General features: G+C 28.3%; 19 protein-coding genes. 17 read left to right on the top strand and 2 right to left on the bottom strand.

Features of this window, described 5'->3' with window-relative positions:
- Positions 1-3 precede the first annotated feature (3 nt).
- From rsgA to IC218_RS08355, 7 genes are all read left to right on the top strand, one after another.
- Positions 4-888, top strand: coding sequence for a ribosome small subunit-dependent GTPase A (gene rsgA / locus IC218_RS08385; RefSeq protein ID WP_227432483.1), 885 nt, complete (start codon positions 4-6; stop codon positions 886-888).
- A gap of 4 nt (positions 889-892) precedes the next feature.
- Positions 893-1564: a ribulose-phosphate 3-epimerase gene (rpe, locus tag IC218_RS08380; protein ID WP_227432484.1), complete on the top strand. Its 672-nt coding sequence runs from the start codon at positions 893-895 to the stop codon at positions 1562-1564.
- Between the two features lie 8 nt (positions 1565-1572).
- Positions 1573-2214, top strand: a complete 642-nt coding sequence (locus IC218_RS08375) for a thiamine diphosphokinase (RefSeq protein ID WP_227432485.1) — start codon at positions 1573-1575, stop codon at positions 2212-2214.
- A 130-nt stretch (positions 2215-2344) separates the two neighbouring features.
- Positions 2345-2974, top strand: coding sequence for an HAD family hydrolase (locus IC218_RS08370; protein WP_227824203.1), 630 nt, complete (start codon positions 2345-2347; stop codon positions 2972-2974).
- Between the two features lie 56 nt (positions 2975-3030).
- A complete protein-coding gene (locus IC218_RS08365; protein ID WP_227432487.1) occupies positions 3031-3687 on the top strand; it encodes a nitroreductase family protein in 657 nt (218 codons plus the stop codon).
- A 401-nt stretch (positions 3688-4088) separates the two neighbouring features.
- Positions 4089-4805 carry a response regulator transcription factor gene (locus tag IC218_RS08360; protein WP_227432488.1) on the top strand — a complete coding sequence of 239 codons (717 nt, stop codon included), beginning with the start codon at positions 4089-4091 and terminating at the stop codon, positions 4803-4805.
- On the top strand, positions 4777-7119 hold the full coding sequence (locus tag IC218_RS08355) for a sensor histidine kinase (protein WP_227824202.1): 2343 nt from the start codon (positions 4777-4779) through the stop codon (positions 7117-7119). Before IC218_RS08360 ends, IC218_RS08355 begins: the two co-directional genes overlap by 29 nt.
- A gap of 102 nt (positions 7120-7221) precedes the next feature.
- Here IC218_RS08355 and IC218_RS08350 read toward each other — a convergent pair whose 3' ends face one another.
- Positions 7222-7977, bottom strand: a complete 756-nt coding sequence (locus IC218_RS08350) for a MerR family transcriptional regulator (RefSeq protein WP_227824201.1) — start codon at positions 7975-7977, stop codon at positions 7222-7224.
- Positions 7978-8195: 218 nt separating this feature from the next.
- Between IC218_RS08350 and IC218_RS08345 the strand changes: the two genes are divergently transcribed.
- Together IC218_RS08345 and IC218_RS08340 are read left to right on the top strand one after the other, a co-directional pair.
- A complete protein-coding gene (locus IC218_RS08345) occupies positions 8196-8672 on the top strand; it encodes an Rpn family recombination-promoting nuclease/putative transposase (RefSeq protein ID WP_227432490.1) in 477 nt (158 codons plus the stop codon).
- 97 nt (positions 8673-8769) lie between these two features.
- Positions 8770-8922, top strand: coding sequence for a hypothetical protein (locus tag IC218_RS08340; RefSeq protein ID WP_009893656.1), 153 nt, complete (start codon positions 8770-8772; stop codon positions 8920-8922).
- Between the two features lie 160 nt (positions 8923-9082).
- On the opposite strand, the gene rpmB is transcribed toward IC218_RS08340, so the two are convergent.
- Positions 9083-9271, bottom strand: coding sequence for a 50S ribosomal protein L28 (gene rpmB, locus IC218_RS08335; RefSeq protein WP_003416297.1), 189 nt, complete (start codon positions 9269-9271; stop codon positions 9083-9085).
- Between the two features lie 359 nt (positions 9272-9630).
- Between rpmB and IC218_RS08330 the strand changes: the two genes are divergently transcribed.
- The 8 genes from IC218_RS08330 (at position 9631) to IC218_RS08295 (ending at position 18018) form a co-directional block, all read left to right on the top strand.
- Positions 9631-9981 (top strand): Asp23/Gls24 family envelope stress response protein, encoded by a 351-nt coding sequence (locus IC218_RS08330; RefSeq protein WP_227432491.1) that lies wholly within the window; start codon positions 9631-9633, stop codon positions 9979-9981.
- 18 nt (positions 9982-9999) lie between these two features.
- Positions 10000-11643, top strand: coding sequence for a DAK2 domain-containing protein (locus IC218_RS08325; protein WP_227432492.1), 1644 nt, complete (start codon positions 10000-10002; stop codon positions 11641-11643).
- 80 nt (positions 11644-11723) lie between these two features.
- A complete protein-coding gene (recG, locus tag IC218_RS08320; protein ID WP_227432493.1) occupies positions 11724-13781 on the top strand; it encodes an ATP-dependent DNA helicase RecG in 2058 nt (685 codons plus the stop codon).
- 58 nt (positions 13782-13839) lie between these two features.
- Complete coding sequence (rsmD, locus tag IC218_RS08315; RefSeq protein ID WP_227432494.1) at positions 13840-14394, top strand: 16S rRNA (guanine(966)-N(2))-methyltransferase RsmD; 555 nt, start codon at positions 13840-13842, stop codon at positions 14392-14394.
- 1 nt (position 14395) lies between these two features.
- Positions 14396-14893: a pantetheine-phosphate adenylyltransferase gene (coaD, locus tag IC218_RS08310; RefSeq protein ID WP_227432495.1), complete on the top strand. Its 498-nt coding sequence runs from the start codon at positions 14396-14398 to the stop codon at positions 14891-14893.
- 3 nt (positions 14894-14896) lie between these two features.
- Complete coding sequence (locus tag IC218_RS08305) at positions 14897-15421, top strand: hypothetical protein (RefSeq protein ID WP_227432496.1); 525 nt, start codon at positions 14897-14899, stop codon at positions 15419-15421.
- Positions 15422-15685: 264 nt separating this feature from the next.
- Positions 15686-17002: an ABC transporter substrate-binding protein gene (locus IC218_RS08300; RefSeq protein ID WP_227845603.1), complete on the top strand. Its 1317-nt coding sequence runs from the start codon at positions 15686-15688 to the stop codon at positions 17000-17002.
- Positions 17003-17100: 98 nt separating this feature from the next.
- Positions 17101-18018, top strand: a complete 918-nt coding sequence (locus tag IC218_RS08295; RefSeq protein WP_227432497.1) for a carbohydrate ABC transporter permease — start codon at positions 17101-17103, stop codon at positions 18016-18018.
- The last annotated feature ends 2 nt before the right edge of the window (positions 18019-18020 follow it).

Genomic DNA, 18020 nt, shown 5'->3' with positions numbered 1-18020 from the left:
TTGATGCTAGAAGGAAAAATTATAAAAGGGATTAGCGGATTTTATTATGTAGATACAGAAAAAGGTCTTTATGAATGTAAGGCTAGAGGTATATTTAGAAAGCAAAAAGTAACACCTTTAGTTGGTGACAGAGTTAAAATAAGTGTTGTTGATGAAGATGAAAAAAAGGGAATTGTGGAAGAAATAGATAGTAGAGACACAGAACTTATAAGACCACCTATAGCAAATGTAGATAAGGCACTAATAGTATTTGCAATAAAAAATCCTAAACCAAACTTATCTCTTTTAGATAGATTTATAGTTTTGGCAGAAAAAGAAAATTTAGAAACTGTAATAATCCTTACAAAAGCAGATTTAGATGATGATAACATATTAGAGCATGTTAAAAAGATATACGAGCTTAGTGGATATAAGGTTATTCCTGTAAGTAATGTCACTAAGTTAAATATAGATAAAGTAAAAGATGAATTAAAAGAAAATGTAGTAGTATTTGCAGGACCGTCTGGAGTTGGAAAATCGAGTTTATTAAATGAAATAGATGAAAATTTTCAACTGCAAACAGGTGTAGTAAGTGATAAAATAAAAAGAGGAAAACATACCACTCGTCATGCTGAACTTTTAAAGTTGGAGTTTGGTGGAATGGTTGCAGATACACCAGGTTTTAGTTCACTTGCACTTGAAGACATAGAAGAAGTTGAACTTAAAGATTATTTTATAGAATTTGATAAATTTAATGATTGTAAGTTTGGTTCAAAATGTATTCATGAAAATGAACCTAATTGTGCTATAAAAGAAGCTGTTGCAAATGGAGAAATATCTAAAGAAAGATATGATAGTTATATACAGCTACTAAATGAAATAAGACAAAATAACAGTAGGAGGTATTAGAAACATGATTAAATTAGCACCATCAATATTATCAGCAGATTTTGCAAAATTATTAGAGGATGTAAGAAAAGTGGAAAGTGCAGGATGTGAATATCTTCATATCGATGTAATGGATGGACATTTTGTACCAAATATCACACTAGGACCACTTGTAGTTAAAAGTTTAAAAAAAGAGAATATAAATATGGTATTTGATGCTCATCTAATGATAGAGAATCCAGACCAATATATTGAAGAGTTCGTAAAAGCAGGATGTGATATAATAACTGTTCATCAGGAAGCTTGTACACATCTACATAGAACTATACAAAATATAAAATCACATGGAATAAAGGCAGGTGTAGTGCTTAATCCAGCAACACCAATAGATACTATTAAACATGTACTATCTGATTTAGATATGGTGCTTTTAATGTCTGTTAATCCTGGATTTGGAGGACAATCATTCATACCTTGTGTGTTAGATAAAATTAAAGAATTAAAAACACTTATAGATAGTAAAGGATTAAATATTGATATAGAAGTTGATGGTGGTATAAGTCCTAAAAATGTGGCTGAAGTTGTGCAAGCAGGAGCTAACGTAATAGTAGCAGGCTCTGCAATATTTGGAAGTGATGACATTCAAGAAACAGTTAATTTATTTAGAAAGAATGCTTCTCTTGAAGAATTAGTTTAGACTTAGGTATGAAAATCTGTATTGTTTTAAATGGTGAAATTGAAGATTATAAAATTACAAGAGATATTATACTTAAAGAATGTTATGACTGCATAATATGTGCAGATGGAGGAGCAAATCACACCTACAAAATGGATATAATACCAGATTATATTTTGGGAGATTTAGATTCAGTAGAAGAAGACAAGATAAATTTCTATAGAAATCAAGGTGTTAAATTTGAAAAATTTCCATCTAAAAAGGATGAAACTGATACAGAACTATGTCTTTTTTTAGCTAAAACTCTTAAAGCTAACCATATTGATTTTTTTGGTGCTTTAGGTGGGAGAATTGACCATACCCTTGCAAATATAAAGCTATTATATTATTTAAAAGAAGATGGCATATATTCTAGGATACTCTCAGATAAAGAAGAGATGTATATAGTTGAAAATGAAGAATTTACCTTGTTTGGAAACAAAGGAGATACTATTTCTGTAATAGCTGTAAAAGGAGATGCTAAAGGAGTAACACTTACTGGCTTGGAATATCCTTTGGATGATTATTATATGAAGTATTCAGTACCTATTGGAATATCCAATGTTATGTTAGGGAATTCTTGTAAAATTAAAGTAGAGCAGGGATGTGTACTTGTAATTAGAAATTTATAAAAATGGACTTTAATAATTGATTTTATATTACAGAGCAGATACAATCAAGTAAAATATATTTATAATTGTATCTGCTTTTTAATATATAATTATAAATAAATAATAATTTTTGACGCAAGGGGGATTTTTTGTGATAGACAGTATTATTTTTGATTTAGATGGAACTCTATGGGATTCAACTGAAGGAGTATGTAAGGTATGGCAAGAGGTCTTAGATAAACGTGAGGATATAGGTTTAAATGTTACAGTAGAATTATTTAGAAGTGTTATGGGTCTTTCATTTGATGAAATAGCAAAGCGTTTCTTTCCAGATTTAGATGAAGAAGAAAGAATGAATATATTAGATGAATGTTCTGCAAGAGAATGTGATTACTTATCTGAATATGGAGGCAAATTATTTGAAGACATAGAAAATACTCTTGAAGAATTATCTAAAAAATATAAATTATTTATAGTAAGTAATTGTCAAAAAGGATATATAGAATCTTTTTTAAAAGCACATAAGCTAGAAAATTACTTTATAGATTTTGAGTGTCCTGGAAATACTGGATTGCATAAAGGTGAAAATAATAAACTCATAATTGATAGAAATAAACTAACTAATCCAATCTATATTGGAGATACTCAAGGGGATGCAAATAGTGCTAAATTTGCTGGGATTCCTTTTGTATATGCAAAATATGGTTTTGGAAATGTGGATGAGTATGATTATTCTATAGAGTCATTTAAAGATTTGTTAGAACATGATATATTAAAATAAGGGAAGTTTAAAGTTTGTTTTTAAATTAAAAAAATAATCTACAGGGGGACTTAAAAATGGAATTACAAGATACTATTTACAAAAGACAAAGTGTAAGAAAATTTAAAGAACAAGATGTTTTAGATGAAGATATTTTGAAAATGGTAAAAGCAGCAGGGGCAGCTCCATCAGGTAAAAACATTCAAAACTGGCATTTTGTAGTTATAAAGCGTCGTGATTTAATGGAAAAGATAGCAGATGTGATAACTAAAAAACAACAAGAAATACTTGTAGAGATGGACAAAGTATCAGTAGAAAAAGCTAATAGATTTAGAAAATTTGTGCCAAACTTTACTTTATTTTATTTAAAAGCTCCAGTTTTGGTATTAGTTTTTACAAAGGTATACAACCCATCAGGCTATTATGAGTTAGAACTTATAAATGCACCTAAAGAGACTATAGATAAGTTATTTATAAGAAATCCAGGCATGCAAAGTTTAGGAGCAGCAATTGAAAACTTTACATTATCAGCAATTGAACTTGGGTATGGTTCTTGTTGGTTGACAAGTCAAAACTATGCAGCAGATGAGATAGAATCTGTTTTAGAGGCAGAAACAGGGTTTGAAAAAGGCGAATACTTCTTAGGTGCAATGTTAGCACTTGGAGTACCAGAAGACAACTTAAGAAGTCCATCTAAAAAACCAGTGGAAGACATATGTACATTTATAAAATAAAAACAAGAATTTTTATAAAAAGTAAATAAACTAAAAATAAGTATGCAAAAACTAAAAAGTAGATTTTATTGATATTAAATTTATGTTTCAGGTTGTTGATTTAATTAATACAATAATGCCTACTTTTTTTGTGTATATTAAAACAAGTAAATTTAAATCTTTAGAAAATCTTTAGAAAAGTATATATAATATCTTAAGTTTTTAGCTTTAATATTAGATATATAAATAAAGTAAAACAGTATTGAAGTTAAATTAAAGGGAGGGTTCTAAAATGGACATCAAAGATAAATAATTAGAATAGACCACTATAAATTTATAAAAAAATGGAAAAACTTCTATCATATTGTATAATCATATATGTAAAGGTAGTTTATAAATTAATTGATATAAAGGAGATTAAAATGAATTCATATAATATTTTGGTGGTAGAAGATGAAAAGGAAATAGCAGATGCTATAGAAATATACCTTTTAAATCAAGGGTATAATGTTTTTAAAGGTTACAATGGATTGGAAGGTCTTAAAATTATAGAAAGCCAAGAAATACACTTAGCTATAGTTGATATAATGATGCCTCAAATGGATGGAATAACGCTTACAATGAAACTTAGAGAAAATCATAATTTTCCAGTGATAATGTTATCTGCAAAATCAGAAGAAGTTGATAAAATAATGGGGCTTAACATCGGAGCGGATGATTATGTAACAAAACCTTTTAAGCCATTAGAGTTATTGGCTAGAGTTAATTCGCAACTTAGAAGATATACTAAGTATCTAAATATGATAAAAAATAAAGAAGAAAGTTCAGAAAATAATGAAGGTATATTTGTAATAGGTGGATTAGAATTAAATGAAAATACAAAAGAAGTCAGTATTGATGGAAATTATATAAAAACAACTCCTATAGAATTTAAGATATTAAGTTTACTTATGAGAAATGCAGGAAGGGTTTTTTCTGCAGACGAAATATATGAAAGAGTTTGGAATGAAAATGCTGTAAACACAGATACAGTTATGGTACATGTTAGAAATATAAGGGAGAAGATAGAAATTGACCCAAAAAATCCAAAATATTTAAAGGTGGTGTGGGGTGTTGGATATAAAATCGAAAAAATTTAAGGAAAAATATATAATCAGTGTGATAGTCTTTATACTTATGTTATCAGCATCATTAGGTATGATTAGCCAATATTCGACTATACAGTCAGCTGCTAAAGGTGGAGCTAAAAATCCATTTGAGCAAGAAGGATTTGTAGATAGCATATATAAAGGAAGTTATGTTTTAGACCACAATATGAAAGAAGAACAAGAAGGTAAGATGATACAACCTTCGAAGCTTTTTTTAAGTGAAGAAACTATAAATTATATAAAAAATACTAGTAAAGAGAAAAGCGCATATGAAGGTTCAGAAACCTATTACACTGATGAGAGTATTAATGCAGATTTTAATGAAAAATTTGATGAATGGGAATCTTTTATTGATAATTCAAGTAAAAACTTAAAATACTATTTAGTTGATAAAGAAAATAACTTTGAGCTTTTTAATGAGAATAAAGAGTTAAAAGCACTGGATACAACAAAAAATGACACTTCAAAAGAGGAATCTGATAAAAAGCAGCCTCAAGAGACAACTATGAATGATGAGGAAAGACAAGAAAAGATTAAAAATATAAAAGCAAATTATAGGTTTTACCTTGTGATGAATTTTGATAAAGATGGAAAAGTAAATATTGTAGACTCTTATGGAGTAGACCAAAAGATTATCAGCCAAATGTTATTATCTAAATCTAGAGAAGATTTGATGGAGACAGATTTAGGTGGAAATTCAATCTCATATAAATTATCTCCAATAAAAAATAAAACATTGGTATATGCGGTACCTAAAGTAATAAGCCAAGATAATTCATATAGCTCATATAATAATTATGGGATGATTTATAGTAGTGATGATATAAGTAGATATATAAATAATGTAGAGAATAATTCTTATTATAAAATTTCTGCAATGATTATAAAAATCATAATATCTATAGTTGTAATTGTAGCTGTAGCATTTCCATATAGAAAATCTAAAGAGTTATTAGGGTTTGAGATAATCACAAGAATACCGTTAGAGTTACTTTTTATTGCTATTGTTATTATACAGAGTATTGTAGCTTTATATCCTACTGATATAATAAGTAACACATTGAATGGAAATTATGTCGAGTATCTAATAAAAAATGATATAAGTGGTAAAATGGCAAATATATTAGTAAGCTCAATGAATTTAATTTATTGGTTTGTAATCTTCTCAATAATATTTGTATTTATAGTACTTTTAAAACATATTCTAAACGTTGGAATAAAAGAGTACTTTGTAAAAAATACTTTGACAGGGATGTTTCTAAAATGGTTTAAAAAATCAAGTAAAGTAGTTATTAATCAAGTTAGAATGACAAATTTAAAAGAAAAGCCAAATAAAACTATAGCTATAATTTTAGCAGTAAACTTATTAATTATAGTTATAATGTGTAGTATGTGGTTCTTTGGAATAATACTTGCATTAATTTACTCAATAGTTTTATTTAAGGTATTGTCAGATTACTCTAAGAAAACAATACGTGAATACAATCAACTTTTAGATGTTACAAAGAAAATTTCAGATGGAAATTTAGAAGCAAATATGGAAGATGATTTAGGGTTCTTTAATCCTATTAAAGATGAGCTTGGAAATATTCAATCTGGATTTAAAAAAGCTGTAGATGAAGAAGTTAAAAGTCAAAAAATGAAAACAGAGCTTATATCAAATGTGTCACATGACTTAAAAACACCTTTGACATCTATAATCACTTATATAGATTTACTAAAGGATGAAAATATAACAGATGAAAATCGTAAAATGTATATTGATACATTGGATAGAAAGTCACAAAGACTACAACACTTAATAGAAGATTTATTTGAAGTGAGTAAAGTAAATAGTGGAGATGTACACTTAAACATAGTAAATGTAGATATTATATCTCTAATGAAACAGACATTACTAGAATTAGATGATAAGATAGCAGAGTCATCACTGAAAATAAAAAATAATTTTTCTAGCGAAAAAATAATATTACCATTAGATAGTCAACGTACATTTAGAGTATTTGAGAATCTTATAATAAATATAAGTAAATATGCAATGCCAAATTCAAGAGTATATATTGATATTTTAGAAACAGATAGACAAGTAAAAATCATGCTTAGAAACATGTCAGCAACTGAAATTGATTTTAGTGTAGATGATATTATGGAGAGATTTGTAAGAGGAGATAAGTCACGTAATACAGAAGGCTCTGGACTTGGTCTAGCAATAGCAAAAAGTTTTGTAGAGCTACAAGGTGGTAAAATGAAGATAGATATAGATGGAGATTTATTTAAAGTTACAATTACTTTTAATAAAAACTAAGTTAGATTTTTATCACAGATTATAGCTATATAATTTGAAAAATAAAATTTTTTAAGAGTGCTATTTTAAAGTAGCACTCTTTTTATTACTTTAAATTGATTATTATCTTGTATAGAATACTATGGAATCTCTTAGAAACTTTGCTAGTCCAGGATGTTCTTTATCATAATATGATGTAAAACGTTCATCATCTACATACATCTGTGCTAAAGCGGCATGAGCTTCCTTAGAGTAGGCATTCCAAGTGTAACTCAACCATTTATGATGTAATCTCGCAACTTCTTGAGAAAGTTCATTAGATGCATCACCAGTTTTAAAAGCTTTTTTGAGTTTACTAATTATCTCAGTACTTAAATCCTGCCAGTCCTCATAATCTTTTTTAGACATATTTTTAAATTTTCTATTTGATTGATTGATTACATCTTCACCATATTTTTCCCTAATTTCAGTTCCATAATTTTTTTCATTTTCATCAATCATCTTTTCTTTAAAACCTTCAAATTTTTCTAAATCTGTCATAATATATTTTCCCTCCTTTAATGCTATAGTTTTAGTTACATTTTCTATCAGTAAGTCAATTTGTTTTCTTTTAGCTAGTAATTTGCTATGATGTTGTTTTAATGCACTTAGACTGTCAAAAGTTGGTGAATTTATAATGTTTTTTATATTTTCTAAGCTAATGCCTAACTCTCTATAAAAAAGTATTTGTTGTAGCTTATTAACTTCATTTTGACCATATATACGATAACCTGAGGAATTTATTTTAAGTGGCTTAAGAAGCTCGATTTCATCATAGTATCTAAGGGTTCTAGTACTTATACCAGCTATTTTACTTAATTTCTGAACTGTATATTCCATAAGTAATACCTCCTATAAATTAAATATACACTTTTACGCAACGTCAATGTCAATATATTAAAATATAAAAATTCATATCTTTTAATAAAAATATAAAAAAATATCTTTATTGGATATTTTAATCATAAGTGTCAATAATCACTAGTGAAAATTAAAAAATAAAATTTATAGATTATTTTTATCAAAAGATAGAGAATCTATAACCTGGGAGGAATTGTATGAATTTAAAAAGAAGCAAAGAAAAACGTGAAGAATATAGAAGGTTATATTCAGATAAAGAAAGTTTTTTAAGTTTGATTCAAAATTTTACAAGCGTCTCAATAGCAAAGGAATTAACTCTTAAAAGTATAGAGTTAGAAACATCTTTTATATGTGAATATAAAGGAAAGGAAGTAGATATAATTTATAAAGTTTTTTCTAAAAATCGTAAAATTTCACACTATATAGTGTTGGAGTTTCAAACAGAAATGGATACTGAGATTGTACCAAGATTAAAATCATACAGAGAGCAAATTTGGAAAAGCTTTATAATGAAAAAGAGTCTTGAAGAAATAGAAAGCAAAGATTTTAAACTCCCAAAAGTTATACCAGTAGTTCTATATAGTGGACCTGAAAGGTTAAGTAAAAAAAGAGGTATTTTAGATATTATAGAATCAGCATCAGAAGATAGTAATAATTCCAGTATAAAAAATTAAAATTACATAATGTATTTATCGGTCTAAAATAGGAACTTATCGCATAAACTTAAATATGAAAATATTTGTAGATACAAGTTCTATGTGGAGGTGTTCCATGAGAAATAACAAGTCTAAGGTATTGCTAGGAATACTGTGTCTAGCAACAGGAATGGCAGTAATTTTATCTATGTTGCTTCCTGGCTGGATTTGGTCAGCACTTACCGCATTAATACTTATTGGATGTGGAGCATTATTATTTTTTTGTTAAAATAATTTTAACTATAAAGTGTGGGGTGAGTATTGATGAAAGTAGTAACAATAAAGTTACCAAAATGGATTTCAAACATAGTTTTAAAATTTATGAGAAAGAGTAAAAATGATTAAATTTAAAAAGCCTACTTTCGGAAGTAGGCTTTTAAACGTGGCTATTAAGCTCTTTCAATTTTACCAGAACGTAAACATCTAGTACAAACTTTTACTCTCTTAGGAGCTCCATCTATAATCGCTCTTACGCTTCTTAAATTAGCTGACCATGTTCTTTTATTATGTTTATTTGAGTGTGATACTTGGTTTCCAGAAACCTTACCTTTACCACATACGCTACATACTTTTGCCATCTACGCACACCTCCTTAAAATGATAACTATTTAAAGACTAAAAACATATTTATATTATCATAAATAACAAAAATTTGCAATAGAAATATATATTTGCCTTACATATATTGAAGAATTTCTCATTATCATATAAAATTATATATATAATTTTATATAAAGTAAATATATTTGAAAAATAATTATTATTTTTCTTTAAATATATAGACAGTACAAGAAATTTTATCCAAAAACTTTTCTAGGTTTAAATTATACCATATTTATAGTATGATATGATTATAATTTTATATAATAAATAAGTAAAAATAGTAAAAAATAAATTAAGAAACATTTTTAATAAAAAAAACTTAAGGGGGTCAACCATGAGTGCAAAGGTAATGAATCAATATGGAAGTATAGAAATAGATAATCAAGTAATAGCTCAAGTCACATATAGAGCTGCAATGGAAAGTTATGGTCTAGTAGGTTTAGCATCTAAATCTAAAGGAATAGTAGAATTATTAAAAGGTGAAAATGCTACTAAAGGTGTTAGAGTAGAAGAAGTAGAAGAAGATGCCATAGCAATAGAACTTTATGTTATAATACAATATGGTACAAATATATCTACAGTTGCAAATAACATAATAGATAGAGTTAAATATGTAGTTGAAAAGATGACTGGTGTAAGAGTCACTAAAATTGATATTAATGTACAAGGAATAAGAGTGAAGTAATTTTATAGGAGGAAAGAAATGATTCAGTATATAGATGGTAAAAGGTTAAGAGAGATGTTCATTTCAGGTGCAAACAATCTCCAAAACAATAAAGATTTAGTTGACAAATTAAATGTATTCCCTGTACCAGATGGAGATACAGGGACTAATATGTCCTTAACTATATCTTATGCCTTAAAAGAGTTAGCGAAAGTAGACAATGATAATATATCAGACATCGGAAAAGCACTATCTAAAGGTTCTTTAATGGGTGCAAGAGGAAACTCAGGAGTTATACTTTCACAAATAATTAGAGGTATAGCTAAGTCTATAGAGGGAAAAAGTAAATTATCAACAGATGATTTAGCAAAAGCTTTTAAAAATGGTTCTGATACAGCTTATAAAGCTGTAATAAAACCAATTGAAGGAACTATACTTACTGTAGTTAGAGAGAGCGGAGAGTTTGCAGTAAAAGCTGCTAAAAAAGAAAAAGATGTAGTAAAGTTTTTAAGTATGCTTGTAAAGGAATCAAATGCTTCACTAGAAAGAACTCCAGACCTTCTAAAAAATCTGAAGGATGCTGGTGTAGTTGATTCTGGAGGAAAAGGGCTTGTACTTATATATGAAGGTATGTTGGCTTCTATGAAAGGTAACAATATAGAAATAAAAAATACTAGCCTAGACACTAATATTGCAACAAATATAGACTTCCCAAAGAATAGTACTGGCACAGATGATATAAAATACTGTTATTGTACAGAATTTATACTAGAAAGTTCTAAAGTAGAAGATACGAAAATACGAGATATAATGATGGCTTATGGCGATAGTTTAGCAGTAGTTGGAGATGATGGAGTCATAAAGGTACATGTACACACTAATGACCCAGGAAACGTGCTTCAAGAAGCTCTAAAGTATGGTCAATTATTAACTATAAAAATAGAAAATATGAAGTTACAACATGAAAATACAATATTGGAAGTAGAAGAAAAAAAAGAAAATGATAGTGAGCCTTTAGAAGAAGAAAGAGAATTTGGATTCATAGCTACTTCAATGGGTGAAGGATTAGCAAATATATTTAAAGACTTTGGTGTTGACCATATAATAGAAGGTGGTCAAACTATGAATCCAAGTACTGAAGATTTTATGAATGCCATAAAGGATATAAATGCTAAAAATATATTTATTTTCCCAAATAACAGCAATATAATAATGGCTGCTAACCAAGCTAAAGAATTGAGTGATAAAAATATAATAGTTATACCTACAAAAAACACACCTCAAGGATTTGCTGCATTAGTAACATTTAATGGAGAATTAAGTGAAGATGAAAATGAAGAAGCTATGATGAATGCTTTAAATTCAGTTAAATCAGGTCAAGTAACTTTTGCTGTTAGGGATACAGTAATGAATGAAATTGATGTTAAAGAAGGTAATATAATTGGAATTGCAGAAGGTAAATTATTATCAGCAGGGGATTATGTAGATGAAGTAACATCAAATCTTATTGAAAAATTGGTTGATGAGGATACTGCTATAATAACTTTATTCTTTGGTGAAGATGTTACAGAATCTCAGGCAAATGAACTTCGTACTTCTTTAGAAGAAAAATTTGAAGATGTAGATGTGGAATTATATTATGGAGGACAACCTCTTTATTATTACTTAATTTCAGTTGAATAATGATTATAAGAACCTGTATGACCATGTAGCTTTTATAAAGTTGGTTGTACAGGATTTTTGTGTAGTAGGTGATATATTTGTTGGATTTATATAAAGATGTTCAATATGTTAAAGGGATAGGACCTAAAAAGGCATGTAAGCTAAATAAGCTGGGTATATTCACATTAAAAGATTTATTGTATTATTTTCCAAGGCAATTTGAAGATAGAAACAATCTTAAGAAAATAGCGCAGTTGGAGAATGATGAAAAAGCTACAATAAAAGCAGTAATATCAAATATAAATACATTTAGTCCAAAAGAAGGAATGACTTTAACAAAGATTGATGTAAAAGATGAAACTGGTTCGGCTAAACTAGTGTTTTTTAATAAAACTTATATAAAAAATACATTTAGACCTGGAGATTCAATATTAGTTTTTGGAAAAGTTAAGAAAAGATTTAATAACTTAGAACTTACATCGTGTGAATTAGAGTACCTTACTAATTCACCTAAAAATACATGTAGATTTATGCCAGTGTATCAACTTACATATGGTGTTACAAATAAAGAGATTATGAGCATAATTAAGACTGTACTTGAAGATAAGGAATTAATTATACAAGAATATATGCCACAAAGAATTATAGAAAAATATAGATTATGTAATATAGATTTTGCAGTTAGAAATATTCATTCACCAAGCAATAAGGAATCGTTAAAAATAGCTTTATATAGAATTGTATTTGAAGAATTACTTATATTACAGTTGGGACTGTTTGTATTTAAAAGTGGAAGAAATAAAGAAAACGGAATAAAATTTACAACAAGTGAAAGTTTAAAGAATATAATAAGTTCTTTACCATTTAAATTGACTAAAGCTCAGAATAGAGCATTAGATGAAATTATAAATGATATGAATTCTGATAAAATAATGAATAGATTAGTTCAAGGTGATGTAGGTAGTGGTAAAACAGTAGTTGCTCTCTTAGCACTTGCAAATTGTGTCTTAAATGGTTATCAAGGAGCTTTGATGGCACCTACAGAGATATTAGCAGGACAGCATTATATTTCACTTACTGAAACCTTAAAAGATTTTGGTATAAATGTAGGTCTATTAATAGGTAGTCTTACAAAAAAACAAAAAGATATGGTATTAGAACAAATTAAAAATAATGAAATTGATATATTGATAGGAACACATGCATTAATTGAAGATAAAGTTGAATTTAATAATATTGGTCTAGTTATAACAGATGAGCAGCATAGATTTGGAGTTATGCAAAGAAGTAGACTTTCATTAAAAGGAATAAATCCAGATATACTGGTAATGACAGCAACACCAATACCAAGAACATTAGCACTTATACTTTATGGAGATTTAGATATTTCTATTATAGATGAACTCCCCCCAGGTAGACAGCCAATAGAAACACTTGCTATTGAAAAGAGCAAGAGAGATAGAGCTTACAATAACCTAGTAAGAAGAGAAGTTGAATCGGGAAGGCAAGTATATATTGTATGTCCACTAGTTGAAGAAAGTGAATCAATAGAAGCTAAGTCAGCTGTTGAATTAGTAGAGGAATTAAGAGCTGAATACTTCTCAGATTTAAGACTTGGACTTCTTCATGGGAAAATGAAATCAAGTGAAAAAGATGAAGTAATGAGTAACTTTAAGAATAAAGAAATAGATATTTTGGTTTCAACAACAGTTATAGAAGTTGGTGTCAATGTGCCAAATGCAACTCTAATGATAATAGAGAATGCTGAAAGGTTTGGACTTGCACAATTACATCAGCTTAGAGGTAGAGTTGGGAGAGGAAGCCATAAGTCATATTGTGTGCTAATTTACGACTCTAAAACAGATGTATGCAGGCAGAGAATGTCTATAATGGAAGAAACAAATGATGGGTTTAGAATTTCAGAAAAGGATTTAGAAATAAGAGGACCTGGAGAGTTTTTTGGGACCAGACAACATGGACTTCCAGAATTAAAAGTAGCAAATTTGTTTAAGCATATAAAAATATTAAAATTAGCACAGCAGGAAGCTCGATATATATTAGGTGAAGATAATAATCTACAATTGAAAGAGAATATTCCACTTAAAAAGGAAATTATAGATAAATTTAAAGATACATTGGAAGAAATTTCATTAAATTGATTTTAATTTATGTTAAAATATTATTGATGTAAGAATGTGCTGAAGGGAGATTGTCATATTGAGAGTAATTTCAGGAAAAGCAAGAGGATTAAAATTAAATACTCCAAAAAATGAAGATGTAAGGCCAACAACGGATAGAGTAAAAGAGTCTTTATTTAATATAATAAATTCATATATAATGGAAAGTGAAGTTCTAGATTTATTTGCTGGAACTGGTTCTTTAGGGATAGAGTGTTTGTCAAGAGGTGCCAAAGAATGTACTTTTGTAGATATTAGTAAAGAAAGTATAGAAATTGTTAAATCTAATATAAAAAAAGCAAGGGTTGAAAATGAGAGTTTTATTTTAAACCTTGATTTTAAAACTGCTATAGATAAGCTTAAGTTACAAAATAGTAAATTTGACATAATTTTTATGGACCCTCCGTATTATAAAAATATGTTTATAGAAGCTATTGAAAAAATTGATAATTCCAATTTATTGAATGAAGATGGAATAATAGTTGTAGAACATGATACTAATGATTTATTTCCAGATAAAATATGTAAGTTAGAAAAAACTAAAGATAAAAAATATGGAAATACTACATTAACTTTTTATAAGATGGAGGCATAAAATGGAAAATAAACCTAGAAAAGCTATATTTGCAGGAAGCTTTGACCCAATCACTAATGGACATTTAGATATTATTTGCAGGGCTTCGAAGTTATTTGACGAATTACAAATAGGAGTCCTAAATAATCCTAATAAAAAAGGTCTATTTAGCTTTGATGAAAGAGTAGAACTTATAAAAAAAAGTACAAGCCATCTAGAGAATATAAAAGTTGTAACTTTTGATGGGCTATTAATAAGTTACTGTCAAGAAAATGGAATTGGAGCATTAGTTAGAGGTGTAAGAAGTGGTGCAGATGTTGATTATGAGCTTCAAATGGCTCATATGAATAGAGAGCTTAATCCAGATATAGAGACTATAATTTTACCAAGTTGTACAAAATATTCATTTATAAGTTCATCTTTAATAAAAGAGGTTTTGCTCTTTGATGCTGATATAAAAAATTTGGTTCCAAAAATTGTTTTGGAAGAATTAAAGAAAAAAACTACTGGGGGTAATTGATATATGAAGATAGATTTAGAAATGATTGAACTATTTGATCAGTTAGAGGAGATATTTAGAAGTGCTTCTACAATTCCGTTTTCTCATAAATGCACTGTAGATAAGGATGAAGTTTTAGCAATAGTTAATGATATAAGAACTTTAATACCAGAGGAAGTAACACAGGCAGTCTGGATAAATAAAGAAAGAAATAAAATAATAAGCCAAGCTAAACAAGATGCTACAAACATAGTTGAACAAGCACAAAAAGAAGCTGAAAGAATACAGCAAGAATATCAAGAAAATATAGAAGAATTAAAGAAAAATTCTGAAGATGTAGTAAAAGCCTATGTAGAGTCAAGTGAACCTGTTGTTCAAGCAGACCAAAGAGCTAAGGATATAGTTGATAGGGCTGAAAGAATAGCCAATGAGATAAGAATTGGTTCAATTGAATATGCAGAAGATGTGCTTTCTAGTGTTGAGTATAATTTAAAAGAAATATTAGAAGAAATAAAAAGAGATAAAGCTGAACTTAGACCTAAAAAATAAACTTTTTTAAGTAGATGAAAACAGACCATATAATTATATGGTCTATTTTTTGTGTTGTAATTTAATAAAAGAGACTTTAAAATTAAAAATTTTACTAAAAGATTCTAGTTTATTTTAACTATATTTATTGCTATAAAAAATAAAATTAAAAATGGCACTATAGAAAAAAACTATAATAAAAAAAAATATATAGAAAAAACTGATTAGACAAGAAATACATGCTTTGATAATATTTTAAATGGAGTAAAATTATGTAGAATTACAATGAAAAAAGAAAAACCAAACAAGATGGAGGGAATTAAGGTGAGTATGTTGAAAAAATTGTGTTCACTAGCTATGGTGGCAATTATGACTACAACACTTATAACAGGGTGTTCAAGTGGTAGTGGAAAAGATGCAAAAAAGGATGGGGAAAAAGAAAAGCTAGTTCTTTGGATGCCACCAGTAGAAGATAATATGAAGGAAGTTTGGGACCCTATTTTAGATAAATTTGAGGAAAAAAATAACTGTGAAGTAGATTTACAGATAATTCCTTGGGAAAATTATTCAGAAAAATTTGCAACAGCCATAAGTGCTGATGAAGGCCCTGATGTTGGATATATGTATGCAGAAATGTATCCTCAGTTTATACAAAGTGGAGCAGTAGAAGATTTAACTGACTATGCAACTAAAGAGGATAAAGAACAATCTATTTACATAAAAACATCTGAAATGATGGGTGGAATGTATGGAATGCCATTCCAAGCAGCAAATCCAGGTGTATTATACTACAACAAAGATATTCTAGATAAAATAGGAGAAAAACCTCCTAAAACATGGGAAGATTTTAAAAGAATCTGCCAAAAAGCAACAAAGGATACTGATGGCGATGGAAAAATAGACCAATGGGGATTAGCTCAAGGATGGGGAGCTAAAACTTTTGGTAACATGAACTGGAACTGGTATCCATATTTATGGCAAGCTGGTGGAGATATATTTAATGATGATTTAAAATCAGTTAAATTTAATGATAAGAGTGGTTTAGAAGCAGCTAATTTCTTAAAAGAATTACAAGCATATGTACCTGAAGATTCTTTATCTAAAGATAGCAATGAAATGATAGAAAGTGTATTTGGACCAGGGAAAGCAGCCTTTACTATAATGTTGTCTTCTGCTGCAACAAGTGTATTTGATAAGTCATTCCCAGATTTAAATTGGGGATTTGTAACTGGTTTAGAAGACAAGAAAGCTGCAACTTTTGGAGCAGTAGACCATTTATCTTTAATGTCATCAGCAAAAGATAAAAAACTTGCATATAAATTAATACAACATATGTTAAGTGTTGAATCAATGACAGAATTCCATAAAGCGATACCAAGAGCACCAATAACAAAAGGGGAACCATATCAAGGTGATGAAAGATTTAAAGCAATGGTTGAAAATGATAAGGATGTATATAGACCATTGGTAGTAGGACCACATGGTGTTGAAATATATGAATATTTATGGAAAGAACTTCAAACTATGATTTCAGGAGATAAAACTCCAAAACAAGCGTTAGATGATGCTGCAAAATATTCAAATGATTTATTAGCACAATAAAAGTTTAAGGCTGTAAGATGTTATAAAATACTTTACAGATTAAAATTAGCATTGTATTTATAAGTACAATGCTAATATTTATATTGGAGAGGATAAAAATGAATAACTTAGTTAGAGAGTTTGAAGAAAATTCAACAAGAAAAAAATTAAAATTAAATATTAAACCATATATATACATATTACCATTGGGCATAATTTTAGTGGCATTTTATGTATTACCAATAATAATGTCAATATACTTTAGTTTTACAAAGTACAATATTATTAGTCCAGCAACATTTATAGGCTTAGAAAATTATAAAAAATTATTTACAGATGAGACATTAAAAGTATCTATTATAAATACGATTAAATTTGCTATTATAGTAGTACCTTGCCAGACTATTTTATCGTTGATTTTGGCAGTTTGGATTACAGGAAAAGGAAATAGTAAAATAGCTTCATTTGCTAAAGGAGCTATATTTATACCTGTATTGTCGTCTATGGTTTTGATTGGTATGGTATGGAGAGCTTTATTAAATGGAGAAGGTTCAATTATATATCAATTGTTAGGTGCTTTTGGAATAGAATCATCTAAACTTTTGGGAGATAGTAAAACAGCACTTCCTACGCTTATGTTTATATCTATGTGGAAAAATATAGGATATTTTATGGTAATTTATATTTCAGCTATAATGAATTTACCAAAACATTGTTATGAGGTAGCAAAGGTTGATGGAGCTACAAAACTTCAAGAATTTATGAAAATAACAGTTCCACTACTAAAGCCAACTACAATAATGGTTGTGTTTTTAGGAACAATATGGTCGTTACAAGTATTTGACTTGGTTTATACTGTGACAGGTGGAGGTCCAGGGATATCTACTATGAGTATAGTTATGCATGCATTTAACTTAAACTTTAAAAACTTCAATTCTGGATATGCAATGACTGTAGCAAATGTATTATTTTTGTTGATAGCAGTAGTTTCAATTTTACAAAATAAACTTGTAAAACGAGACAGTTCAGATTTTTAGAA

It is taken from the genome of Clostridioides sp. ES-S-0005-03 (genome assembly GCF_020658455.1).
In the GTDB taxonomy this organism is placed as follows: Bacteria; Bacillota; Clostridia; order Peptostreptococcales; family Peptostreptococcaceae; genus Clostridioides.
This window is presented reverse-complemented; position numbering and strand designations above follow the sequence as displayed.

Coding starts and splice junctions, on each gene's coding strand:
- rsgA (WP_227432483.1), top strand. CDS start 4: ATGCTAGAAGGAAAAATTATAAAAGGGATTAGCGGATTTTATTATGTA.
- rpe (WP_227432484.1), top strand. CDS start 893: ATGATTAAATTAGCACCATCAATATTATCAGCAGATTTTGCAAAATTA.
- IC218_RS08375 (WP_227432485.1), top strand. CDS start 1,573: ATGAAAATCTGTATTGTTTTAAATGGTGAAATTGAAGATTATAAAATT.
- IC218_RS08365 (WP_227432487.1), top strand. CDS start 3,031: ATGGAATTACAAGATACTATTTACAAAAGACAAAGTGTAAGAAAATTT.
- IC218_RS08360 (WP_227432488.1), top strand. CDS start 4,089: ATGAATTCATATAATATTTTGGTGGTAGAAGATGAAAAGGAAATAGCA.
- IC218_RS08350 (WP_227824201.1), bottom strand. CDS start 7,977: ATGGAATATACAGTTCAGAAATTAAGTAAAATAGCTGGTATAAGTACT.
- IC218_RS08345 (WP_227432490.1), top strand. CDS start 8,196: ATGAATTTAAAAAGAAGCAAAGAAAAACGTGAAGAATATAGAAGGTTA.
- IC218_RS08340 (WP_009893656.1), top strand. CDS start 8,770: ATGAGAAATAACAAGTCTAAGGTATTGCTAGGAATACTGTGTCTAGCA.
- rpmB (WP_003416297.1), bottom strand. CDS start 9,271: ATGGCAAAAGTATGTAGCGTATGTGGTAAAGGTAAGGTTTCTGGAAAC.
- IC218_RS08330 (WP_227432491.1), top strand. CDS start 9,631: ATGAGTGCAAAGGTAATGAATCAATATGGAAGTATAGAAATAGATAAT.
- IC218_RS08325 (WP_227432492.1), top strand. CDS start 10,000: ATGATTCAGTATATAGATGGTAAAAGGTTAAGAGAGATGTTCATTTCA.
- coaD (WP_227432495.1), top strand. CDS start 14,396: ATGGAAAATAAACCTAGAAAAGCTATATTTGCAGGAAGCTTTGACCCA.
- IC218_RS08305 (WP_227432496.1), top strand. CDS start 14,897: ATGAAGATAGATTTAGAAATGATTGAACTATTTGATCAGTTAGAGGAG.
- IC218_RS08300 (WP_227845603.1), top strand. CDS start 15,686: ATGAAAAAAGAAAAACCAAACAAGATGGAGGGAATTAAGGTGAGTATG.
- IC218_RS08295 (WP_227432497.1), top strand. CDS start 17,101: ATGAATAACTTAGTTAGAGAGTTTGAAGAAAATTCAACAAGAAAAAAA.